General features: G+C 70.1%; 20 protein-coding genes. 14 read left to right on the top strand and 6 right to left on the bottom strand.

The features are described from left to right. Positions 1-39 precede the first annotated feature (39 nt). Both G8346_RS14470 and G8346_RS14465 read right to left on the bottom strand, forming a co-directional pair. On the bottom strand, positions 40-789 hold the full coding sequence (locus tag G8346_RS14470) for a type 1 glutamine amidotransferase (protein ID WP_166052555.1): 750 nt from the start codon (positions 787-789) through the stop codon (positions 40-42). A 10-nt stretch (positions 790-799) separates the two neighbouring features. Continuing rightward, a complete protein-coding gene (locus G8346_RS14465; protein WP_166052553.1) occupies positions 800-1,258 on the bottom strand; it encodes a hypothetical protein in 459 nt (152 codons plus the stop codon). 144 nt (positions 1,259-1,402) lie between these two features. Between G8346_RS14465 and G8346_RS14460 the strand changes: the two genes are divergently transcribed. Then, positions 1,403-2,998 carry an AbgT family transporter gene (locus tag G8346_RS14460; protein ID WP_370520669.1) on the top strand — a complete coding sequence of 532 codons (1,596 nt, stop codon included), beginning with the start codon at positions 1,403-1,405 and terminating at the stop codon, positions 2,996-2,998. 22 nt (positions 2,999-3,020) lie between these two features. On the opposite strand, the gene G8346_RS14455 is transcribed toward G8346_RS14460, so the two are convergent. Continuing rightward, positions 3,021-3,593, bottom strand: coding sequence for a BON domain-containing protein (locus tag G8346_RS14455; protein WP_166052548.1), 573 nt, complete (start codon positions 3,591-3,593; stop codon positions 3,021-3,023). Between the two features lie 284 nt (positions 3,594-3,877). Here G8346_RS14455 and G8346_RS14450 point away from each other — a divergent pair, with 284 nt between their 5' ends. From G8346_RS14450 to G8346_RS14395, 12 genes are all read left to right on the top strand, one after another. After that, positions 3,878-4,618, top strand: a complete 741-nt coding sequence (locus tag G8346_RS14450) for a class I SAM-dependent methyltransferase (RefSeq protein WP_166052546.1) — start codon at positions 3,878-3,880, stop codon at positions 4,616-4,618. Between the two features lie 27 nt (positions 4,619-4,645). Further along, positions 4,646-5,179 (top strand): Na+/H+ antiporter subunit E, encoded by a 534-nt coding sequence (locus G8346_RS14445; RefSeq protein ID WP_166052543.1) that lies wholly within the window; start codon positions 4,646-4,648, stop codon positions 5,177-5,179. After that, positions 5,176-5,451: a monovalent cation/H+ antiporter complex subunit F gene (locus G8346_RS14440; protein ID WP_166052540.1), complete on the top strand. Its 276-nt coding sequence runs from the start codon at positions 5,176-5,178 to the stop codon at positions 5,449-5,451. Before G8346_RS14445 ends, G8346_RS14440 begins: the two co-directional genes overlap by 4 nt. After that, entirely contained in the window at positions 5,438-5,740 is a 303-nt protein-coding gene (gene mnhG / locus G8346_RS14435) for a monovalent cation/H(+) antiporter subunit G (protein WP_166052538.1), read from the top strand. Before G8346_RS14440 ends, mnhG begins: the two co-directional genes overlap by 14 nt. Further along, positions 5,737-6,030: a DUF4040 domain-containing protein gene (locus G8346_RS14430; RefSeq protein WP_166052536.1), complete on the top strand. Its 294-nt coding sequence runs from the start codon at positions 5,737-5,739 to the stop codon at positions 6,028-6,030. The genes mnhG and G8346_RS14430 overlap by 4 nt, the downstream gene beginning before the upstream one ends. After that, positions 6,020-6,712: an MnhB domain-containing protein gene (locus G8346_RS14425; RefSeq protein ID WP_166052534.1), complete on the top strand. Its 693-nt coding sequence runs from the start codon at positions 6,020-6,022 to the stop codon at positions 6,710-6,712. Before G8346_RS14430 ends, G8346_RS14425 begins: the two co-directional genes overlap by 11 nt. Continuing rightward, on the top strand, positions 6,709-7,038 hold the full coding sequence (locus G8346_RS14420) for an NADH-quinone oxidoreductase subunit K (RefSeq protein ID WP_166052532.1): 330 nt from the start codon (positions 6,709-6,711) through the stop codon (positions 7,036-7,038). Before G8346_RS14425 ends, G8346_RS14420 begins: the two co-directional genes overlap by 4 nt. A 6-nt stretch (positions 7,039-7,044) precedes the next feature. Beyond that, a complete protein-coding gene (locus G8346_RS14415) occupies positions 7,045-8,484 on the top strand; it encodes a complex I subunit 5 family protein (RefSeq protein WP_166052530.1) in 1,440 nt (479 codons plus the stop codon). Then, complete coding sequence (locus G8346_RS14410; RefSeq protein WP_166052528.1) at positions 8,481-9,974, top strand: complex I subunit 5 family protein; 1,494 nt, start codon at positions 8,481-8,483, stop codon at positions 9,972-9,974. Before G8346_RS14415 ends, G8346_RS14410 begins: the two co-directional genes overlap by 4 nt. After that, positions 9,971-11,527 carry a hypothetical protein gene (locus G8346_RS14405; RefSeq protein WP_166052526.1) on the top strand — a complete coding sequence of 519 codons (1,557 nt, stop codon included), beginning with the start codon at positions 9,971-9,973 and terminating at the stop codon, positions 11,525-11,527. The genes G8346_RS14410 and G8346_RS14405 overlap by 4 nt, the downstream gene beginning before the upstream one ends. Then, positions 11,524-13,254 (top strand): complex I subunit 5 family protein, encoded by a 1,731-nt coding sequence (locus G8346_RS14400; protein ID WP_166052524.1) that lies wholly within the window; start codon positions 11,524-11,526, stop codon positions 13,252-13,254. The genes G8346_RS14405 and G8346_RS14400 overlap by 4 nt, the downstream gene beginning before the upstream one ends. A gap of 84 nt (positions 13,255-13,338) precedes the next feature. Beyond that, positions 13,339-13,779 (top strand): hypothetical protein, encoded by a 441-nt coding sequence (locus G8346_RS14395; protein WP_166052522.1) that lies wholly within the window; start codon positions 13,339-13,341, stop codon positions 13,777-13,779. Here the strand turns inward: G8346_RS14395 and G8346_RS14390 are convergent. Beyond that, entirely contained in the window at positions 13,754-16,060 is a 2,307-nt protein-coding gene (locus G8346_RS14390; RefSeq protein ID WP_166052520.1) for a heavy metal translocating P-type ATPase, read from the bottom strand. The two genes, G8346_RS14395 and G8346_RS14390, sit on opposite strands and share 26 nt — an antisense overlap. A gap of 35 nt (positions 16,061-16,095) precedes the next feature. Next, the gene (locus G8346_RS14385) at positions 16,096-16,284 is read right to left on the bottom strand and encodes a DUF2061 domain-containing protein (RefSeq protein ID WP_166052518.1); all 189 of its coding nucleotides are present in this window, start codon (positions 16,282-16,284) and stop codon (positions 16,096-16,098) included. 188 nt (positions 16,285-16,472) lie between these two features. Here G8346_RS14385 and G8346_RS14380 point away from each other — a divergent pair, with 188 nt between their 5' ends. Continuing rightward, complete coding sequence (locus G8346_RS14380) at positions 16,473-18,146, top strand: hypothetical protein (RefSeq protein WP_166052516.1); 1,674 nt, start codon at positions 16,473-16,475, stop codon at positions 18,144-18,146. 37 nt (positions 18,147-18,183) lie between these two features. Here G8346_RS14380 and purD read toward each other — a convergent pair whose 3' ends face one another. Beyond that, positions 18,184-19,464 carry a phosphoribosylamine--glycine ligase gene (purD, locus tag G8346_RS14375; protein WP_166052514.1) on the bottom strand — a complete coding sequence of 427 codons (1,281 nt, stop codon included), beginning with the start codon at positions 19,462-19,464 and terminating at the stop codon, positions 18,184-18,186. Positions 19,465-19,496: the final 32 nt, after the last annotated feature.

Raw genomic sequence — 19,496 nt, 5'->3', positions numbered from 1 at the left:
CAGCGCGGCTGCGGCTATGGTGAGGCCGGGCCGCCAAGTTCAGCGCGAGGGCAACACGCGGCTGTTGCCGTGCGGCGCCAGGCGGTCCAGCCAGTTGCCGAACACGCGCTCGGCCAGCCGGCGCGTGGGCGGAAGGAATTCCTGTGTGTCGGCGAGGATTTTCTCTGGCGTGTGGCCGAGGCCGGAGTCGCGCAGGTCGTCAAGGTAGCTGGACGAATTCAGCCAGCGCCGGATCAGCCCCTCGTCCAGCTCGAGGTGGAACTGGAAGCCCCAGGCGGAGTCCTGGTAGCTCATCGCCTGGCCGGGGCAGTCGTCGCTCTCAGCCAGGTGCGTCGCGCCGGCGGGGATGTCGAAGCCGTAGCCGTGCCACTGGAACACCGGATGCTCGTCCTGCAGCGGGTGCAGCACCGGGTCGGACTGTGCCGCCGGGAGGCGCGGGCGCACTGCATACCAGCCGATCTCGGGACGCCGCGCGGGTGCGACGCGCGCGCCGAGCACGTGCGCCAGCAACTGCGCGCCGAGGCAGATGCCGAGGATCGGCAGGCCGCGCGCCAGCGCGGTCTCGATCAGTTCGCACTCAACCTTCAGGTGCGGGTGGCGGTCGTTCTCGCCGACATTCATGGGGCCGCCCAGCACGACCAGGGCCTGGTAGCGGTCCAGGGAAGGCCGGGCGTCGGGGTGGCGCTGGAAATTGACGTAGCGGATGCGGTGGCCCCGCGCCCGGATCATCGGGTCGAGCAGGCCGAGGGGTTCGGCCGCGACATGCTTGAGCACCATGATCCTTGCCATGGCAGGGATTCTACCGGTTCTCTCCGCCCGGGCTGCGCGAGCCCTCGGTGCCGATGATGCGCCAGTCGTATTCGACGCCGATCTGCAGGCCGAAAAAGCGCAGCGTCTCCCAGCGCGCCTGGCCCGGCGGCACATTGACGCGGTGGGTGAATTCCTTGCGGTCGATGATGGTGCCGTCTTCCATGCGCGCCACTCTTTCCGAGTAGAGGCCGATGAGCGTCCACTCCGGGTTGTTGTTGCGCACCAGGTAATCCTCGGCGTTGTCGCGCGTGCGCGTGTCGAGAATCTCCACTTCCTCCACGGCGATGGCGTTGCGCTGTGTCTCCGGGCCGCGCTCAGTGTGCCAGGCCCAGCCCAGCATCAGCGCCACTGCCACTGAGACGCCCGCCAGCATCATGATGCCGGCGCGCCGCGAGACGAAGAACGCGGCGACGACCAGGGCGAGCAGTACGGCGATGATGACTGGCACGATAGGTGAACTCCTGGCGCGAGGACGTAAAGGCTTTCGCCATACTCTGCCCGATGGATGCCTTGCTTCCAAGCGTGGTGCAGGCGCGCCCGCGGCGGCCTTGCCGTAGAATACGGGCTCTTTTGCGCCATCGAGCCGCGAATCGTGACGAGTACGCCCGGTCCCGAGCACGATCAAGAGGAGACTCCAGGCCGCATCACGCGCTTCCTGCGCGTGGTCGAGTGGCTCGGCAATGCGCTGCCGCACCCGGTGACGCTGTTCGCCCTGTTCGCGCTCAGTGTCGTGCTCTTCAGCGGACTGATGGGCGCGCTCGGCGTGGCGGTCCCGGATCCCCGCCCGGACGGCGCTGCGGGTCGCGCTGCCGACGGCATGATCCGCGTGATCAGCCTGATGAACGCCGACGGCCTGCGGCGCATCGTGCAGAACCTGGTCACGAACTTCACCAGCTTCGTGCCGCTGGGCACCGTGCTGGTGGCGATGCTGGGCGTGGGGGTGGCGGAACGCTCCGGTCTGCTCACCGCGGTGGTGCGCGCCATGGTGCTCAGGGCCAGCCGCAGCACTGTCACCGTGACCATCGTATTCGCCGGGGTGATTTCCAACACCGCCTCGGAGATGGGCTACGTGGTGCTCATCCCGCTGGCCGCGATGGTCTATTACTCTCTGGGCCGCCACCCGCTGGCCGGCCTGTCCGCGGCCTTCGCCGGCGTGTCCGGCGGCTACAGCGCAAACCTGCTGCTGGGGACCGTGGACCCGCTGCTGGCCGGCATCACCCAGGAGGCGGCGCGGCTCATCGAGCCCGGTTACCTGGTGGACGCCAGCGCCAACTGGTTCTTCATGATCGCCAGCACCTTCCTGGTGGTGACCGTCGTCAGCTGGATCAGCCTGAAAGTCGTCGAGCCGGCGCTCGGCCCCTACGACCGCAGCCAGGCGCGGCTGGGCGACGACGATGCGCACCGCATGGACGAGCTGTCGGATGCCGAGCGCCGCGGCCTGCGCTATGCCGGGCTCGCCGCGCTGGGGATGATCGCGCTCATCGCGTTGCTGGTGGTGCCGGAGGGCGCGGTGCTGCGCAATCCCGAGACCGGCGCCATCAAGGGCTCGCCCTTCCTGCGCGGCATCGTGGCGCTGATCTTCGTGTTCTTCCTTGTGCCGGGCACGGTGTACGGCGCCGTGGTCGGCACCATGCGCAGCGACCGCGACGTCATCAACGCCATGGCGGGCGCCATGAGCACCCTGGGCCTGTACATGGTGCTGGTGTTCTTCGCCGCCCAGTTCGTGGCTTTCTTTTCCTGGACCAACCTGGGCGCCGTCACGGCGGTGACCGGAGCAGACCTGCTCAAGTCCATCGGCCTCACGGGGCCGCTGGTGTTCGTGTTCTTCGTGCTGATGTGCGCCTTCGTCAACCTGATGCTCGGCTCGGCCTCGGCGCAGTGGGCGGTGACCGCGCCGATCTTCGTGCCCATGCTGATGCTGCTCGGCTACAGCCCGGAGATCATCCAGGCGGCTTATCGCATCGGCGACTCCACCACCAACATCATCACGCCGATGATGAGCTACTTCGGCCTGATCATGGCGTTCGCGGCGCGTTACGTGCCGAAGGCGGGCATCGGCACGCTGATCTCCATGATGCTGCCCTACTCGGTAGCGCTGATCACGCTCTGGACGGCTTTCTTCTTCCTCTGGGTTTTCGCTCTCGGGCTGCCGGTGGGACCCGCAACGCCGACCTACTACACGCCCTGATTCCTACCAGCCTGCACTCGGGTTACTTCGCTCTCGCTCGTGTGGCGGAGGTCGTCAGGCCGCTGGTGTCTACGCGGTTGACGCCTTTCACGCCTGCGAGCAGTTTCTGGACGTGGTCGATTGAGGCCTGGTCGTCCAGCGCGCCAGTCAAGAACACCACGCCATCCTGCGCGTCGACCGACAATTCGGCCCCACGTCCCGCACGGTCAACATCCAGCACGGCCTCGACGGTGTTCACCAGGCACCTGTCGGAGGCGTTGCGCGGCCCATCTTCCTCTCGTGCCTGGCCGGAGCTCGGCGTGGTCTCGCCGGCAGCGACCGGGTCGAGATTGTCCACGATCTCCGTTTCGGCGGCGCGTTCTTCCCGCGACTCGTCGTCAGGCGACGGGGCGCCGGAAGTCCATGATTCGACCGGCTTTCCGGACTGGAAGGTGTGGGCTGACCCACCCGGCTTGGGGCCCTTCTCGGGTTCAGCGGTGGCAGCGGGTTGCGCCGGTTCAGCGGGTTCGGCGGGCTCATCAGCGGATGCGACCAGACCGTAACCCAGGAGGGTGCATACAGCGAATACGGCGGGCAATAGTGATTTGCTGTTCATTTCACGGTCCTTTTCTCGATGTTCTACGGAAATCGCGGTGTCCGGATTGCCGTGGCCGTGCCAGCAGCACCGGGATCGCCGCGTCGACAAGATCGACCGTACCCCATGCGGGCGCGCGGGTCTGTTGGCTGTCACACTTAGGCCCCTGCGCTCCGCCGCCCGACGACCCGCTACTTCGGAAAATCCCAACGCGGGCGGCGGGCGGGCGGTTCATCATGGATATCCAAACGCCTGCAGGACGGGGGTCCTGCGGAGCCGGCTTGTGCCAGGGAGGAGGCAGCGCAATGAGCCACGCCTACCGGGAAGACCTGTCCTGGATCCATGACCTGGGGTTCGGCGACCTGGCGCGCAATGCGGCGGAAGTCCTGCTGCGCGAACTGGCGGCCGATGGTGTGGGCGAGGGGCTGGTGGTGGACCTGGGCTGCGGCAGCGGCATCCTGGCGGAGACGCTGTGCAACAGCGGCTACGACGTCCTCGGCATCGATATTTCGCCCGCCATGCTCGACATGGCCCGCCATCGCGTGCCCGAGGCCCGGTTCCGCTGCGAGTCGCTGCTCACCGCCGAGCTGCCCGCGAGCATTGCGGTGGTCGCCGTGGGCGAGTGTTTCAACTACCGCTTCGACGAGAGCAACTCGCGCGAGGCGCTGCGGGCGCTGTTCCGGCGCATTCATGCGGCCCTGGAGCCCGGCGGCCTGTTGCTCTTTGACGCGGCCGGCCCCGGACGGGTCCCCGGCGACGGGCGCCTCAAGACCTATGTCGACGGCGGTGACTGGGCGTTGCTGATGCATGCCGAAGAAGACCAGGCACTCGGTCGCGTCACCCGTTGCATCACCAGTTTTCGCCGCGCCGGCGAGCTGTTCCGCCGCGACGACGAGTGCCACGAACTCGACCTGCTGCCGCCGGAAGACGTGCTGGCGGACCTGGCCCGCGCCGGTCTCGAGGCGGAGCAGCTGGAGGGCTATGGCGAGCATGCGCTGCCGCCAGGCCTGCATGGTTTCCTCGCGCGCCGGCCGCGCGCTGCCTGAACGGAGCCGACCGCCAACGGAGCAAAGATGAACGCCAGCACCATGCCCGCCGCGCGCACATCCCGCATACCGGGGTGGCAGGCATGGTTGCGTCGCTTGCTGCTGTTCGCCGCCCTGTGGTGGGTGCTCAGCGGGGGCGGCGGCTGGTACGTCGGCGCCCCTTTCGTCCTGCTGGCCACATGGCTGAGCCTGCAGCTGTGGACGGAATACCGTCTTTCGCTGCGGGGCGTCGCCCGCTTCCTGCCGTGGTTCGCGGTCCAGTCGCTGGCCGGCGCGAGCGACGTCGCCCGGCGCGCCCTGTTGCCGCGCATGCCGCTGCAGCCGGGCCTGGTGCGCCACCGGCTGCGCCTGCCCGCGGGCGTCTGCCGGGTGTCGCTGGCCAACGTGGTCACCATGTTGCCGGGCACGCTCAGCGCGGACCTGGTGGACGACGAGCTGGTGGTCCACACCCTGGACACGGGGCGCGACATGCATGCCATGGTGCTGGACCTCGAGCCGCGCATCGCGGCCCTGTTCGGCCTGGCCCTGGAGCAGCCGGCGCAGGCAGGGGGTGCAGCATGAACGAGCTGCTGCTGGGCGTGGGCGCCTTCCTGCTCCTCAACCTGGCGGCAGGTCTGTGGCGCGTCATGCGCGGGCCGACGGCCGCGGACCGCATGATCGCGGCGCAACTGTTCGGCACCACCGCCGTGGCGGTGTTGCTGCTGCTGGCGGAGGGCATGGCGCAGCCGGCGCTGCGGGACGTGGCGCTGGTGTTCGCGCTGCTGGCCGCAGTCGCGGCTGTCGCTTTCGTGCAGCGCGTGTGGAGCCGGGGAGGCGGGCATGCAGGTGATTGATCTGCTCAGCACCGCTCTCATCATCGCCGGCGCAGGCTTTTTCTTCGCCGGCACGATCGGTGTGCTGCGTTTCCCCGACGTCTTCAGTCGCCTGCACGCCGTGACCAAGGGCGACAACGTCGGCCTGGGGCTGACAGTCCTGGGACTGGCCTTGCGTTCCGGCTCCCTCGCCGTGGTCGGCAAGCTGATCGTGATCTGGATGCTCGTGCTGCTGGCGGGCGCCACAGCGTCGCACCTTATCGCGCGCTCCAGCCTGCGGCGCGGCATCGAGCCATGGAGCCGGCCGTGAACGCCGGCCTGGTCCTGGACGGGGTGCTGGTGGTGGTGCTGCTGTGGGTGGCCTGGGCCGCGCTGTCGAGCCGCGACCTGTTCCGCGGCATCGTGCTGTTCATCGCCTTCGGGCTGTTGCTGTCGATGGGCTGGGTGCGCCTGGGCGCCCCCGACGTGGCGCTGGCCGAGGCCGCCATCGGCGCCGGCCTGGCGGGCGCCCTGCTGCTCGCCACCTGGGGCCGCCTGCCGGGCAAGACCGACGAACGGCCCGGCGACGATCTCGAAGGGCAGAGGCGCGATGATGAATAGCCGCCGCCAGCCAGGTCGCGGCGAGCCCAGCCTGCTGTTGCGCGCCGGGCTGGCGCTGCTCCTGGTCGCAGTGGCGGGCGGGCTGGTGGCAGCGTTGCTCGCCGGGCCGGCTTCGCCGGGGCTCGCTGCGGCGGTGGCGGACACGCTGGCGCAGAGCGGCACCGACAATCCAGTCACTGCCGTGCTGCTGAACTTCCGCGGCTACGACACCCTGCTGGAAATGGCGGTGCTGACCTCCGCCCTGATGGGCGTATGGGCGTTGGGGCCGGCGCCGCGCATCCGCGAAACCGAGCCCAGCCCGGTGCTGCTGGGCATGAACAGCGTGCTCATCCCGCTGGCGCCGCTGATCTGCGCCTACCTGTTGTGGGCCGGGGCCACCCGCCCGGGCGGCGCCTTCCAGGCGGGCGCGGTGCTGGCGGCGGCCGGCGTGCTGTTCGTGATCTCCGGTCGCCGCCCCGTGCTGCAGCTGCCGGCGGCGCCGATGCGCTGGGGCGTGGTCATCGGCCTGGGGTTTTTCGTGGTCGTCGCGCTGGGGGTGATGCCCCGCGGCGTGCAGCTGCTGGAGTATCCGCGCGATCTCGCCGGCACCCTGATGCTCCTCATCGAGACCGCGGCCACGGTCAGCATCGCCTTGATCCTGGCCGGCCTCTTCATCGGCGGCCGGCCTGAGGGCGAGCCGTGAGCGGCCCGTTGCTCTACGCCTGTGCCGGCCTCGGCCTGCTGATCATCGGCAGCTGGGCGCTGGTGCTGCGCGCCCACCTGATCCGCAAGGTGCTGGCGATCAACGTCATGGGCAGCGGCGCATTCCTGCTGCTGGTGGGGGCCGGCGCCATGGGCACCGGACCGGTCGACCCGGTACCGCAGGCCATGGTCATCACCGGCATCGTGGTTGCCATCTCCGCCACGGCGCTGGCGCTGGCGCTGGTGTTGCGCATCGCCTACGTCACCGGCAAGCCGGCGTTGCCGGAGGATCGCGAGCGCGACCTCATGGACGAGGAGGGCGAATAAGCCGACATGAGCGCCTGGCTCCAAGCTTTGCCCTGGATGGTGCTCGCCATCACCGTGCCCCTGCTGGGCGCGCTCGCCGCCTTCCTGCGCCCGCGCCACGCGGCGCCCATCGGTCTCAGCTTCGCTTTCCTCACCGCGGCGGCGGCGCTCGGCGTGCTGCTGGACTTCGTTGCCTGGGGCACCCAGCGACACCAGGCGGGTGGCTGGGGCGCACCGCTCGGCATCGACCTGGTTGCCGACGGGTTGAGCGTGCTGATGCTGGCCATGGCCGCCATCGTCGGCACGGCCGTCAGTGTCTATGCGCGCGTCTACCTTACCAACCACCCGGACAAGGTGCGGCGATTCTGGCCGCTGTGGTTGTTCCTGTGGGCGGCGTTGAATGCCTTGTTCCAGGCCGGCGACGTGTTCAACCTTTACGTCACGCTGGAACTGCTCGGCCTCTCCGCCGTCGCGCTGGTGGCGTTGACCGGGTCGGGGCCCGCGCTGTGGGGGGCCATGCGCTACCTGCTGGTCAGCCTGCTGGGATCGCTCTCCTACCTGGTCGGCGTCGCGCTGCTGTACCACGCTTACGGCACCGTCGATCTAGCGCTGCTCGGCGAGCGCGCCGAGGGCGGCCTGCAGCTGGCCGTGCCGCTGGGGGCGATGATCGCCGGCCTGCTGCTCAAGACCGGCCTGTTCCCCTTCCACGTCTGGCTGCCGCCGGCGCATGGCAGCGCGCGCGCCCCGGTGAGCGCGCTGCTCTCCGGGTTGGTGGTCAAGGCGTCCTTCTATCTCATCCTGCGCCTGTGGTTCACCTTCACGCCGGAAGGCCAGGGCGTGCCGATGTTGCTCGGCAGCCTGGGCGCCGCGGCCATCTTCTGGGGCTCCATCCAGGCCTTGCGCCAGAAACGGCTCAAGCTGCTGGTGGCCTATTCCACCGTCGCCCAGCTCGGCTACCTCTTCATCGCCTTTCCGCTCGCCGGCCTCGAGCCGCAGCTGGCATGGAGCGGGTCCGTCTATCTGGCGCTGTCGCACGCCTTTGCCAAGGGCGCCATGTTCCTCGCCGCGGGCAGCATCATGACGCAGGGCGGGCACGACGAGATCGACGAGCTCGACCGGGTGGTGGAGCGCATGCCGCTCACGCTCGCGGCATTCGCCCTGGCGGGGATCAGCCTCGCGGGACTGCCGCCCAGCGGCGGTTTCGTCGGCAAGTGGCTGCTGCTGCAGGCCGCAATGGCGCAGGGGCAGTTCGCGTGGGCGGCGATCATCATCGTCGGCGGCCTGCTCACGGCGACCTACGTGTTCCGGGTGCTGGGCTTTGCCTTCACCAGCTCCGAGCATCACCACGAGCGCCATGACGTCCCCGCGACCATGGAATGGACCGCGCTGCTGCTGGCTCTCGGCGCCGTGCTGCTCGGTTTCGTGGCGCCCTGGGCCTTGCCCCTGCTCGAAGGCGTGCTGCCATGACCAGCAATGCATGGCTGCCGCTGCTCGTGCTGGCCAGTTCGCTGGTGCCGGGCCTGATCATTTTCACCTTGCCGGAAAAAGCCGTGGCGCTGCGCATCACGCTGAACCTGGGCGGCGCGGTGCTGAAGATCATCCTGCTGGTGCTGATGATGATCGGCGTGTTCCACGGCGTGGACTACGAAGTGAGCATCCCGCTGGTGCCCGGGATCGACTTCCGCCTGCATGCCGACGCCCTGTCGCTGATGTTCGTGAATCTCTCCGCGGTGCTGTGGCTGGCGACGACGGTGTATGCCATCGGCTACCTCGAGGACTCGCCCAACCGCAGTCGTTTCTTCGGCTATTTCAGCCTCTGCGTGACCACCACGGTGGGCCTGGCCATGGCCGGGAACCTGCTCACCTTCCTGGTGTTCTACGAGGCCCTGACGCTCACCACCTACCCGCTGGTGGTCCACCGCGGCACCGAGGCGGCGCGCAAGGCGGGGCGCACCTACCTTGCCTACACCCTGTTCGGCGGCGTGCTGGTGCTGGCCGGCACTATCTGGCTCTACTCGCTGACCGGCACGCTGGAGTTTGTTGATCGCGGCTTCGTCAGCGGGCTGGGCATCGACCCCGGGGTGTTGCGCGCGATCTTCGCCGTACTCATTCTCGGCGTCGGGGTGAAGGCGGCGCTGGTGCCCCTGCATGCCTGGCTGCCCACGGCGATGGTCGCCCCGGCGCCCGTGAGCGCCCTGCTGCACGCCGTGGCGGTGGTGAAGGCCGGCGCCTTCGGCATCGTGCGCATCGTCTACGACGTCTTCGGCGTGGAGTACGCCGCGAGCCTGGGCGTCACCCTGCCGCTGGCGATCCTGGCTGCCATCACCATCATCTACGGTTCGCTGCGCGCGCTGTTCCAGGACGACCTGAAACGGCGCCTCGCCTTCTCCACCGTGAGCCAGGTCTCCTACATCACCCTCGGCGTGGCCATCGCCGGTCCCATCGCCACCATCGGCGGGCTGGTGCACCTGGTGCACCAGGGCTTCATGAAGATCACGCTGTTCTTCTGCGCCGGCAACTACGCCGAGACGCTCGGCGTGCACAAGGTGAGCGAGATGCGGGGGATCGGCCGGCGCATGCCCTGGACCACCGCCGCCTTCACGATCGCCGCCTTCGGCATGATCGGCGTCCCGCCGGTGGTGGGTTTCATCAGCAAGTGGTACCTCGGCCTGGGCGCGCTGGAGGTGGGCCAGGACTGGGCGGTGTTCGTGCTGGCAGGCAGCAGTGTGCTCAACGCAGCTTATTTCCTGCCCATCCTGCGCACCGCGTGGTTCGACGCGCCGCCGGATGAATGGCCGCACGAACGCAGTTTCGGGCGCAAGGAGACGGCGTGGATGCTGTTGCTGCCGCCCCTGGCCACCGCCGCGGCCGTGCTGGCGTGGGGGCTGTTCGCTTCCATGCCGGGCACGCCGCTGGACTGGGTGCAGTTCATCGCGGCACGGAAGTACGCGCCATGAAGCTGCTCCTGGCGCTGCCGCTCCTGCCCCTGGTCGCGGTCGCCTGGCTGGCGCTTTCGCCGCGCCGCGCCGAGCTGTCGACGGGCTGGCTCGTCGCGCTGGTCGCGGCCTTCCCGCTCGCGGTGGCCGGCCTGCTCGCTCCGCAGGAAATGGCATTGCCGGATCTCCTCGTGCAGGGCTCCGCGGCACTGGTCCTGGACGGTGGCGCACGGGCGTCCCTGCTCCTGTTCGGTGGCAGCTGGTTCGTCGCCGGGCTGCTGATGACCCGTGCCGGCGAGCGCGGGCCGCCCGTGACGGCGCTGCTGATCACCCTCTCCGGCGCCCTGGCCCTGGCGCTGGCGCGCGGCGGCCCGCTGGTGTACGCAGGCATGCTGGCGGTGGGCTACGGGATTTACGCCGTCATGGCGAGCGAGCAGGTGTGTCCGGATCGTCGTCCCCGCGGCGCCCTGATCGTATTGCTGGTCGTCAGCGACCTGCTGGTCTTCGAGCTGCTGCTGAGCGACATGGCGCATCCCGCCGCGGGTATCGGCGGGCACCTGGCCGTGCTGGCGGCGGTCGCGCTGCTGTTGCGCGCCGCTGTGCCGCCGGCGCACGGCTGGCTGCCGCCGGCACTGTCGGCCGCCACCCGGCCGGGTGCCGTGCTGCTGGCGGCCGTGCCCGCCGGGGCGGCATGGCAGGGCGGCATCAAGCTGCTGCCCGCGGGCGCTGCGGGGGCTGCGGCCGCGTGCCTGCTGCTCGGCCTGCTGGGCGCTGCATGGGCGACCGCGGCGGGGCTGCTGCAGGTGCGGGGTCGCGCCACCCTGGGTTATGCCGTTGCCGCCAGCTCGGCGCTGTTGCTGCTCGCCCTGCCGGCAGGCGAGGGGACAGGGGCCGAGCTGCCCTGGCTGGTCCTCGCGCTGCTGGCCGCCTGCGCCGCCATGCCCCTGCTGGGCCTGCAGGCCACCGGCTGGCTGCGCGATCTCGCCGCGGCGTCGCTGCTGCTGGTGCATGGACTGGCGGCAGGTCAAGTCGCGGTGCATGCGGGCACGGCGTTGCCGGCAGGCATCGATCTCTTGCCGGCGCTGGCCGCGGTGATGGCGAGCGTCACGCTTACGGTCACATTGCGCCGCACGGCGCCGTGGGAGACGGCAGCCGGCGATGCCACGCGCCTGGTGCTCTTCCCCGTGGCGCTCGCGGCCATCGGCCTGGGGCTGGCCTGGTGGGCTGCGCCGCCGGGGTTTGCGGCCGTGTGGACGGCGCCCGTCGGCATCACCCTGGGGCTGCTGTGGCACCGTTTCACTCCGGCGCGCGCGCACGGGGCGGTGGCGCCCGGGGACCTTTTATTGCCACTGCAGCGCGCCGCAGCTGTCGCGGTGAACGCGGGACGCAACCTGGCGCTGGAGGATCTCGCCCGGCTGCGTGATGCCGGCCAGGCGTTCCTGCTCGGCCTGTGGGACGGCTCCGCCTGGTCACGGCGCATGCAGGCCCTGGACATCCGCCTGCGCTCCTGGCCCGCAACCAGCCTGATGATGCTTGCGGTCGCGCTGGCGACGGCCTTCCTGCTGGCGCGATGAATTATCCGGCCCTGCTCGCGGCCGTCGCTGTTCCTCTGGTCATTGCCGCCGGGCTCGTGCCGCTCCGTACCCGCAAGGTGGCGGTCCTGCTGGCGCCCTGGGCCGCGCTGCCGGCCCTGCTGGCGCGGCCGCTCGGCGCGCGCGACCTCGGGGCGACATGGATGCTCCTCGACGCGCGCCTCGGCCTCGACGTGATCGGCGCGACGCTGCTGCCGGCGACGGCGGCGCTGTGGCTGGCCGCCGGCCTGTTCGCCGCACACTACATCGAGGCCGGCGGGCGCCGGGCGCGCTTCTTCGGCTGGTTCCTCGCCGCGATGAGCGGCAACTTCGTGCTGCTGGCGGCGCTCGACGCGGTGACCTTCTATTTCGGTTTTGCTCTCATGAGCTTCGCGTCCTACGGCCTCGTGGTGCACTCGGGCACGGCGCGCGCGCGCCATGCCGGGCGCTACTACATCGCCATGGTGGTGTTGGGCGAGGTCTGCGTCATTACCGGACTGATGATGCTGGCCAGCCAGTCGTCCACCGATTTCGGGGACATGCGCGCCAGCTTTACGGCCGCGAGCGGCGCGCGCGACCACCTCATCATCGCCTTGCTGGTGCTCGGCTTCGGCGTCAAGGCGGGCGTTGCCGGCCTGCATTTCTGGCTGCCGCTGGCGCACCCGGTGGCGCCGGCCCCGGCCAGCGCAGTGCTGTCCGGCGCCATGATCAAGGCCGGCCTGGTGGCGTGGATGCGCTTTCTCCCGCTCGGTGAGCTGGCGCTGCCGGCGTGGGGTACCGGCCTTGCGGCGCTCGGCCTGTTCACGGCGTATTACGGCGTGCTGGTCGGCCTGCCGCAGCGCGAGGCCAAGACCGTGCTGGCCTATTCCAGCGTCAGCCAGATGGGCGTGATGACGCTGGCCGTCGGGCTGGGCCTGGCCTTGCCCGAATGCTGGCCGCTGGCGCAGGCGGCGCTGCTGGTATACATCGTCCACCACGGCCTGGTGAAAGGGACCCTGTTTCTCGGCGCCGGCATGGTGCACGACGCGCTGCCGCCGCTCCTGGCGCGGACGGCTGCGGTGGTGCTCTGCCTCGCGGCCTGGTCCATGGCCGGTGCCCCGTTCAGCGGCGGCCTCGCCGCCAAGCTGGGCATCAAGGGCGCCCTCCCGGACGCGGGCACCTGGCATGACGTCGTCCCGCCGATGCTGACCCTCAGCTCGCTGCTCACGGGGCTACTCCTGCTGCGGTTCCTGTGGGTCGCATGGCCGGGCGCGGACGGCGCGGCCGGGCGTCTGCCCGTGCGGGTGACGGCCGCCTGGCTGGCGCTCGCCGCTGCCGCGCTGCTGGTGCCGTGGTGGCTGGCCGCGGCCTCCGTGCGGGCAACACTCATGTCCACTGCGGGCGCCCTGCATGCGCTATGGCCACCGGCGGTCGCCGTGGCGCTGGCCCTCGTCGCGGTGTCGGCATGGCGGCGCCACGGGCGCCGGACATTGCCGGTGGTACCGCCCGGGGACATCGGCATCCTGCTGGAGCGGGCGGTGCTGGCGATCGGACATGGCCTCGGCCACGCAATGCGCGAGCGGCTGCCACGGGAGCTCGCGCAGGTGCGAGCGCTTGGCGGCGCCATGGCGGGACGGGTGCTCGCAGGTGCCGGGCCGCTGGGGCGCGCCGAGGCGCGACTGGGCGCATGGGCGCTGACCGCCCTGCTGCTCTTGCTGGTGGCTGCATGCCTCGCGTGGCTGTTCGCTTGACGGCCCTGGCCGCGGCAGGGCTGGTGATCCGCTGCTATGCTGGAACAGCATACAAAGTCTCGCCCCTGGGCGAAGGAGAGGACCATGAACAGGCCGAACACTCATATCTTCCTGGCTGCCGGACTGGTCGCGGGGGTGGCGCTGTCATTGGCGGGACTGCAGGCCACGCAGGCCGAGACCACGACGGTGGCCGTGCAGATCAGCACGGATGGCGAGGCCACCTATGCGGAGGGCTGCGCCGACTGTCACGACGGCGCCGCGGTGGCCACCGTGGGTGCGCTGCTGGAGACACTCGGGCACCCCGACGTCTCCGACGACACGGAGGTGCTGCCGGCGGACTGCAGCGATTGCCACAGCGAGGAAGGCGGCATGTGGCTGCTGAGCGAAGTCGCCCATATGTCCCACTACCGCGAGCCGGCCGAAAACAAGTTCGTGCAGGAATTCGGCGGGGACTGCCGGCACTGCCACGTCATGGACGGCGAAACCGGCGAGGCCGGCGTCAAGTCGGGCCCGAAGAACTGGTAAGCACCGCGGGGCTGAAGCGGCGCAGGCGCAGCGCATTGCCCACCACGCACAGGCTGGACAGGGCCATTGCCAGCGCCGCCAGCATCGGTGACAGCAATACGCCGGTAGCCGGGTAGAGCACGCCGGCGGCCACCGGCACCAGGCTGGCGTTGTAGGCGAAAGCCCAGAACAGGTTCTGGCGGATGTTGCGCAGCGTTGCCGAGGACAGGGCGACCGCGGTCGGCAGGTGGCCGAGATCGCCCGACATCAGCACCAGTTCCGCGCTGTCGATGGCGATGTCCGTGCCGGTGCCGATCGCGATACCGACCTCCGCGCGCGCCAGGGCCGGGGCGTCGTTGATGCCGTCGCCGACGAAGGCGACGCGTCGTCCCTCGGCCTGCAGGCGTTGCAGCAGCTCCGACTTGTCGCCCGGCATGAGCTCGGCATAGACCTCGTCGATGCCCGCCGCCGCGGCTACGGCGCGCGCCGTGCGTTGGTCGTCGCCGGTAAGCATGGCCACGCGCATGCCGAGTCGCTGCAGCGCGGCGACCGCGTCCCGCGCACCGTCCTTGAGCGGGTCGGCCACCACCAGCAACGCCGCCAGCCGGTCGTCGATGGCGACGTAGAGCGGCGTGCCGCCCGCGGCGGCCCGGGCCTGTGCCGCGTCGGCCAGGGGGCTCGTATCCACGCCGCGCTGCTGCATGAAACGCGCGGCGCCGATCGCGACCGAGGCGCCGTCGACCGTAGCAGCCGCGCCCAGTCCGGTGCTGCTCTTGAACTCGGCTGCGGCCGGGATCTGCAGGCCGCGCTCACGCGCCCCCGCCACGATCGCCGCGGCGATCGGGTGCTCGGACCGTTGCTCCACCGCAGCGGCCTTGCACAGCACGTCGGTCTCGTCGAAGCCCGGCGCGGTCGCGACGTGGTCGAGCGCGGGGGCGCCGCGCGTCAGCGTGCCGGTCTTGTCCAGCGCCACGGTGTCCACCTCGCTGAGGGACTGCAGCGCCTCGCCCTTGCGGAACAGCAGTCCCAGCTCGGCAGCCTTGCCGGTGCCGACCATGATGGAGGTCGGCGTCGCGAGCCCCATGGCGCAGGGGCAGGCGATGATCAGCACCGCGACCGCGTTGACCAGGGCGAAGGAGAGCGCCGGCTCGGGACCCAGCCACAACCAGGCGATGAAGGTGGCGAGCGCGATGGCGATGATCACGGGCACGAACACCTGTGTCACCTTGTCGGCCAGCGCCTGGATCGGCAGCCTGGCGGCCTGGGCCTGTTCCACCATGCGCACGATGCGCGCCAGCACGGTGTCCGCACCGACCCGCGTGGCGCGGAACGCGAGGGCGCCGCTGGTGTTGATGGTGCCGCCGATCACCTCGGCGCCGGCCTGCTTCTCGACCGGGAGCGGCTCGCCGCTGACCATGGACTCGTCGACCCACGAACTGCCCTCGAGCACTTCGCCGTCCACGGGCACCTGCTCGCCCGGGCGCAGCAGGACCGTGTCCCCGGGACGCACCCGGTCCGCAGGGATTTCGAGTTCCCGGTCGTTGCGGCGGACGCGCGCGAGCCGCGGCTGCAGCGACACCAGGCGCCTGATGGCGTCGCCGGCCCGGCCCCTGGCGCGCGCCTCCAGGTAGCGGCCGCCGATGATCAGGGTGATGATCACGGCCGACGCCTCGAAGTAGACGTTGGCGGTGCCGGGGGGCAACAGCCCGGCGAAGAAGACCGCCACCACCGAGTAACCCCAGGCGGCGGAACTGCCCAGCATCACCAGGGAGTTCATGTCCGGCGCGCCCCGCCACAGTGCCGGCCAGCCGCTGCGATAAAAACGCAGGCCCGGACCGAACTGCACCGCGGTGGCGAGGACGAAATAGAGCAGGTGCAGCGAGCGCGTGCCGGGCCAGGCGGCGAGTTGCGCAGCGAGGCCAGGCACCACGTGGGAGCCCATCTCCAGCAGGAAGATGGGAAGCGTGAGCACGGCGGCGAAGAGGAAGGCGCGACGCAGGCTGCGGGACTCCTCGGCACGCGCCTGCGCCTCCCGTTCGGACTGCTCGGGCGTGTCCAGCAGGGGCTCGGCCTCGAAGCCTGCCGCGCGCACCGCGCGGGCGGCGACCTCGGCGTCACCGCCGCTGATGCGCACGAACGCGCGCGCGGAGGCGAGGTTCACCTTCGCCTCCTGCACGCCCGGGGTCGCGAGCAAGGCCTTCTCGACCCGCCCGACGCAGGAGGCGCAGTGCATCCCGCCCAGGCTGAGGATCACTTCCGACGCGGGGGTGGGCGTGTCGTGGCTGGTTGCTGCAGGGCTCATGGCCCCCGATTATCCGCCCAAACGCGCGGCGCTGCTCACGCCGCCTGCACGCCGGCCGGCCGCAGGCGCTCCCAGGCCTTCTCGTGGAAGAAGTACGCGACCGTGTTCAGGGCAGGTTCGACCAGGGCCATGGCGCCGCCGATTGCGACGCTGCCCGTGAGGGCGAAACCGACGCTGAACGCCACGAAAAAGTGGACTACGGCAAAGCTGAATGTCTTGGTCATGGCGCTGGATCCCCGGATTGACTCTGGTTGACAGCCTACGGGTCCGGTGGCCATTAGTGAAATGGATTGTTTCTCTGACATCGATAGGAATATTCTATCGGTCCGTGTGGCCCGGGATGGCGGCCTGCCTTGGCCCACGCGCATCCCGTCACACTGGAGGACGACGATTCCGGGGTAATCTAGGCACGATGGCCAGCGCAAGGATCCGTGTCCGAACTGATGTCTCTCGCCGGCCGGTGGTCGGGACGCTGGGGCTCACCCTGGCGCTTTTCCTGTCCGGTGGTCCCGCGTTGGCGGCCGAGAACGCGGGATGCGATATCCCGCCGGCGACGCTGGAGGCGCAGGGCGCGCGCATCCGCAGCATCAGTATCGACAACCTCAACATTTTCGATCTCAGCCAGCCGGAGGAAGACCGGCGGCTTTTCCGGCTGCTGAACAAACTGCATATCCGCACCCGCCCCGAGGTCATCCAGCGCCAGCTCCTGTTCGCGGAGGGTGATGTCTTCGAGCAGCGCCTGCTGGAGGAATCCGGCCGCATCCTGCGCGCGACGCCCTACCTCTACGAGGCGAGCATCGCCGTCGTCGGCTGCGACGCAGGGCAGGTCGACATCCGGGTGCGCACCCGCGACGTCTGGACCCTCAAGGTGGGCGTGTCTGTTTCCCGCAGTGGCGGCGAAAGTCGCTCCGGCATCGATCTCGAGGAGGAGAACCTGCTGGGGCTTGGCGGCAGTATCCGTTACGTGCGCCGCATCGACGAGGAGCGCACTTCCACGGAAATCGGCTACCGGGACGCCAACTTTCGCGGCCGGCGGATCTCTGTCGATGCCAGCCTCGCCGACAACAGCGACGGCCATGTCGTCGCGCTCAGCCTGTCGCGTCCCTTCTATGCGCTCGACACCCGCCGCGCCATGGGCGGCAGCGCGCTGGACGAGAAACGCAACGACCTCGTCTACGCCCTGGGCGACGAGATCGGCAAGTTCCGCCACGACATCGAGAGCTACAACCTCTTCATCGGGCGCTCGCGCGGGTGGTCCGACGGCTGGGTACGGCGCTGGTTGACGGGCGTGGTCTACGATCGGCACCGTTTCGAGGAGGTGGACGAGCGCCTCGACCCGGCCCTGGTGCCCGAGTACCGGCGCCTCGTGTATCCCTACATCGAGTACCAGCTGCTGGAAGACGACTACCAGCTCGCTTCCAACCTCGACCAGATTTATCGCCAGGAGGACGTCCGCCTGGGCGCCGAAATCGGCGTGCGCCTCGGCCTTTCGGCCGAGGCGCTGGGCGCCGACCGCGATGCACTGGTCTACTGGAGCGGCGCCCGCTGGGCCCACGGCGACCCGTCGCGCCAGCTGTGGAGATACAACGTCTACGCCAGCGGCCGGGTGGAAGGCAGCGATTTGCGCAACGCCATGTTCGGCGGCGCGGCGCGCTGGTACCTGCGCCAATCGGAACGTCGCCTGCTGTTTGCTTCGCTGCGGGCCGACGTCGGCGAAGCGCTGGACCGGGACAACCCGGTGGAGATCGGCGGCGACGACGGGCTGCGCGGTTATCCCCTGCGCTACCAGCGCGGTGAACGGCGCGCACAGTTCACCATTGAGCAGCGCTACTTCACCGACTATTACCTGTGGCGCCTGTTCCGCGTCGGCGGGGCGGTGTTCTTCGATGCGGGCCGTGTCTGGGGCCGCGACCCCTTCGGCAGCGAAAACCTCGGCCTGCTGCGCAACGTCGGATTCGGCCTGCGGCTGTCCAGCACGCGCTCGAGCATCGGCAAGATGATCCACATCGATTTCGCCTTCCCGCTGGACGGCGACGATTCCGTGGACAGCTTCCAGTTCCTGGTGGAGGGGAAGCGCAGCTTCTAGGCCAGGCGGCGACCTGGTCGCGCCGCCTGCGGCGAGCTCAGCGCCCGATGGCGCGCCAGCCGATGTCGCGGCGGTAGTAGACGCCGTCCCAGCGGATGGCGTCGGCCAGGGCGTAGGCCTTGCGCTGCGCCTCGGCCACGTCGTCACCGAGGGCGACGGCGCACAGCACGCGGCCGCCGCTGGTGAGGACGCGGTCGTCGTCCGCGCGCGTGCCGGCGTGGAAGATCTTCAGGTCGTCGCGCCCGGCGTCGGCTTCGAGCCCGCTGATGGGGTCGCCCTTGCGGTAGTCGTCCGGGTACCCGCCCGCGGCCAGCACCACGCCGAGTGCCGCGCGCGGATCCCAGTCGCAGCTGGCCCGGTCGAGTGCGCCCTCGAGCGCAGCGAGGCACAACTCGACCAGGTCGGAGCGCAGCCGGAACAGCACGGGCTGGGTTTCCGGGTCGCCGAAGCGGCAGTTGAATTCCAGCACCCGGGGCGCGCCGTCGGCCCCGACCATGACGCCGGCATAGAGGAAGCCGGTGTAAGGCGTGCCTTCCGCAGCCATGCCCGCCACGGTGGGCGCGATGACTTCGCGCATGATGCGGTCGTGCAGGGCGGCGTCGACCACCGGCGCGGGCGAATAGGCGCCCATGCCGCCGGTATTCGGGCCCTGGTCGCCGTCGTCGCGCGCCTTGTGGTCCTGGGAGGAGGCCAGCGGCAGGACATGCCGCCCGTCCACCATGACGATGAAGCTGGCCTCCTCGCCGCTGAGGAATTCTTCCACCACCACCCGGGCGCCGGCATCGCCGAAGCGGTTGCCCGACAGCATGTCGCGTGCGGCAGCCTCTGCTTCCGCCACGGTCTGCGCCACGATCACGCCCTTGCCCGCCGCGAGGCCGTCGGCCTTGACCACGACAGGCGCGCCCTGCTGGCGGATGTAAGCACAGGCGGCATCGGCGTCGCTGAACTCGCCCCAGGCCGCCGTGGGGATGCCGTGGCGATCGAAGAAGGCTTTCGAGAATGCCTTGGAGCCCTCGAGCCGCGCGCACGCGGCGCTCGGCCCGAAACATTTCAGGCCGCGACGCTGGAACTCGTCGACGATGCCGGCGACCAGCGGCACCTCCGGCCCGACGATGGTCAGCCCGATGTCCTGCGCCGCCGCGAAGTCGGCCAGCGCGCCGATGTCGTCGGCAGGGATGGGTACGTTTTCGCAGCGCGGCTCCAAGGCCGTGCCGGCGTTGCCCGGGGCGACGAAGACACGCTCTGCTCGCGGCGACTGTGCGGCTTTCCAGGCCAGCGCGTGCTCGCGCCCGCCGCCGCCCACGACGAGGATTTTCACCGCTGCTTACCTCCGGCTTTTTTCGGCACGCG

This window comes from Thioalkalivibrio sp. XN279 (assembly GCF_011089885.1).
Classification (GTDB): Bacteria; Pseudomonadota; Gammaproteobacteria; order Steroidobacterales; family XN24; genus XN24.
The sequence above is the reverse complement of the archived record's forward strand: the minus strand, read 5'-3'. Positions and strand labels throughout refer to the sequence as shown.

Bases quoted from the DNA above. Each gene is read 5' to 3' on its own strand.
- G8346_RS14470 (WP_166052555.1), bottom strand. From the start codon at position 789: ATGGCAAGGATCATGGTGCTCAAGCATGTCGCGGCCGAACCCCTCGGC.
- G8346_RS14455 (WP_166052548.1), bottom strand. From the start codon at position 3,593: ATGAACAGCAAATCACTATTGCCCGCCGTATTCGCTGTATGCACCCTC.
- G8346_RS14450 (WP_166052546.1), top strand. From the start codon at position 3,878: ATGAGCCACGCCTACCGGGAAGACCTGTCCTGGATCCATGACCTGGGG.
- G8346_RS14445 (WP_166052543.1), top strand. From the start codon at position 4,646: ATGAACGCCAGCACCATGCCCGCCGCGCGCACATCCCGCATACCGGGG.
- G8346_RS14440 (WP_166052540.1), top strand. From the start codon at position 5,176: ATGAACGAGCTGCTGCTGGGCGTGGGCGCCTTCCTGCTCCTCAACCTG.
- mnhG (WP_166052538.1), top strand. From the start codon at position 5,438: ATGCAGGTGATTGATCTGCTCAGCACCGCTCTCATCATCGCCGGCGCA.
- G8346_RS14425 (WP_166052534.1), top strand. From the start codon at position 6,020: ATGATGAATAGCCGCCGCCAGCCAGGTCGCGGCGAGCCCAGCCTGCTG.
- G8346_RS14415 (WP_166052530.1), top strand. From the start codon at position 7,045: ATGAGCGCCTGGCTCCAAGCTTTGCCCTGGATGGTGCTCGCCATCACC.
- G8346_RS14410 (WP_166052528.1), top strand. From the start codon at position 8,481: ATGACCAGCAATGCATGGCTGCCGCTGCTCGTGCTGGCCAGTTCGCTG.
- G8346_RS14405 (WP_166052526.1), top strand. From the start codon at position 9,971: ATGAAGCTGCTCCTGGCGCTGCCGCTCCTGCCCCTGGTCGCGGTCGCC.
- G8346_RS14400 (WP_166052524.1), top strand. From the start codon at position 11,524: ATGAATTATCCGGCCCTGCTCGCGGCCGTCGCTGTTCCTCTGGTCATT.
- G8346_RS14395 (WP_166052522.1), top strand. From the start codon at position 13,339: ATGAACAGGCCGAACACTCATATCTTCCTGGCTGCCGGACTGGTCGCG.
- G8346_RS14390 (WP_166052520.1), bottom strand. From the start codon at position 16,060: ATGAGCCCTGCAGCAACCAGCCACGACACGCCCACCCCCGCGTCGGAA.
- G8346_RS14385 (WP_166052518.1), bottom strand. From the start codon at position 16,284: ATGACCAAGACATTCAGCTTTGCCGTAGTCCACTTTTTCGTGGCGTTC.
- G8346_RS14380 (WP_166052516.1), top strand. From the start codon at position 16,473: ATGGCCAGCGCAAGGATCCGTGTCCGAACTGATGTCTCTCGCCGGCCG.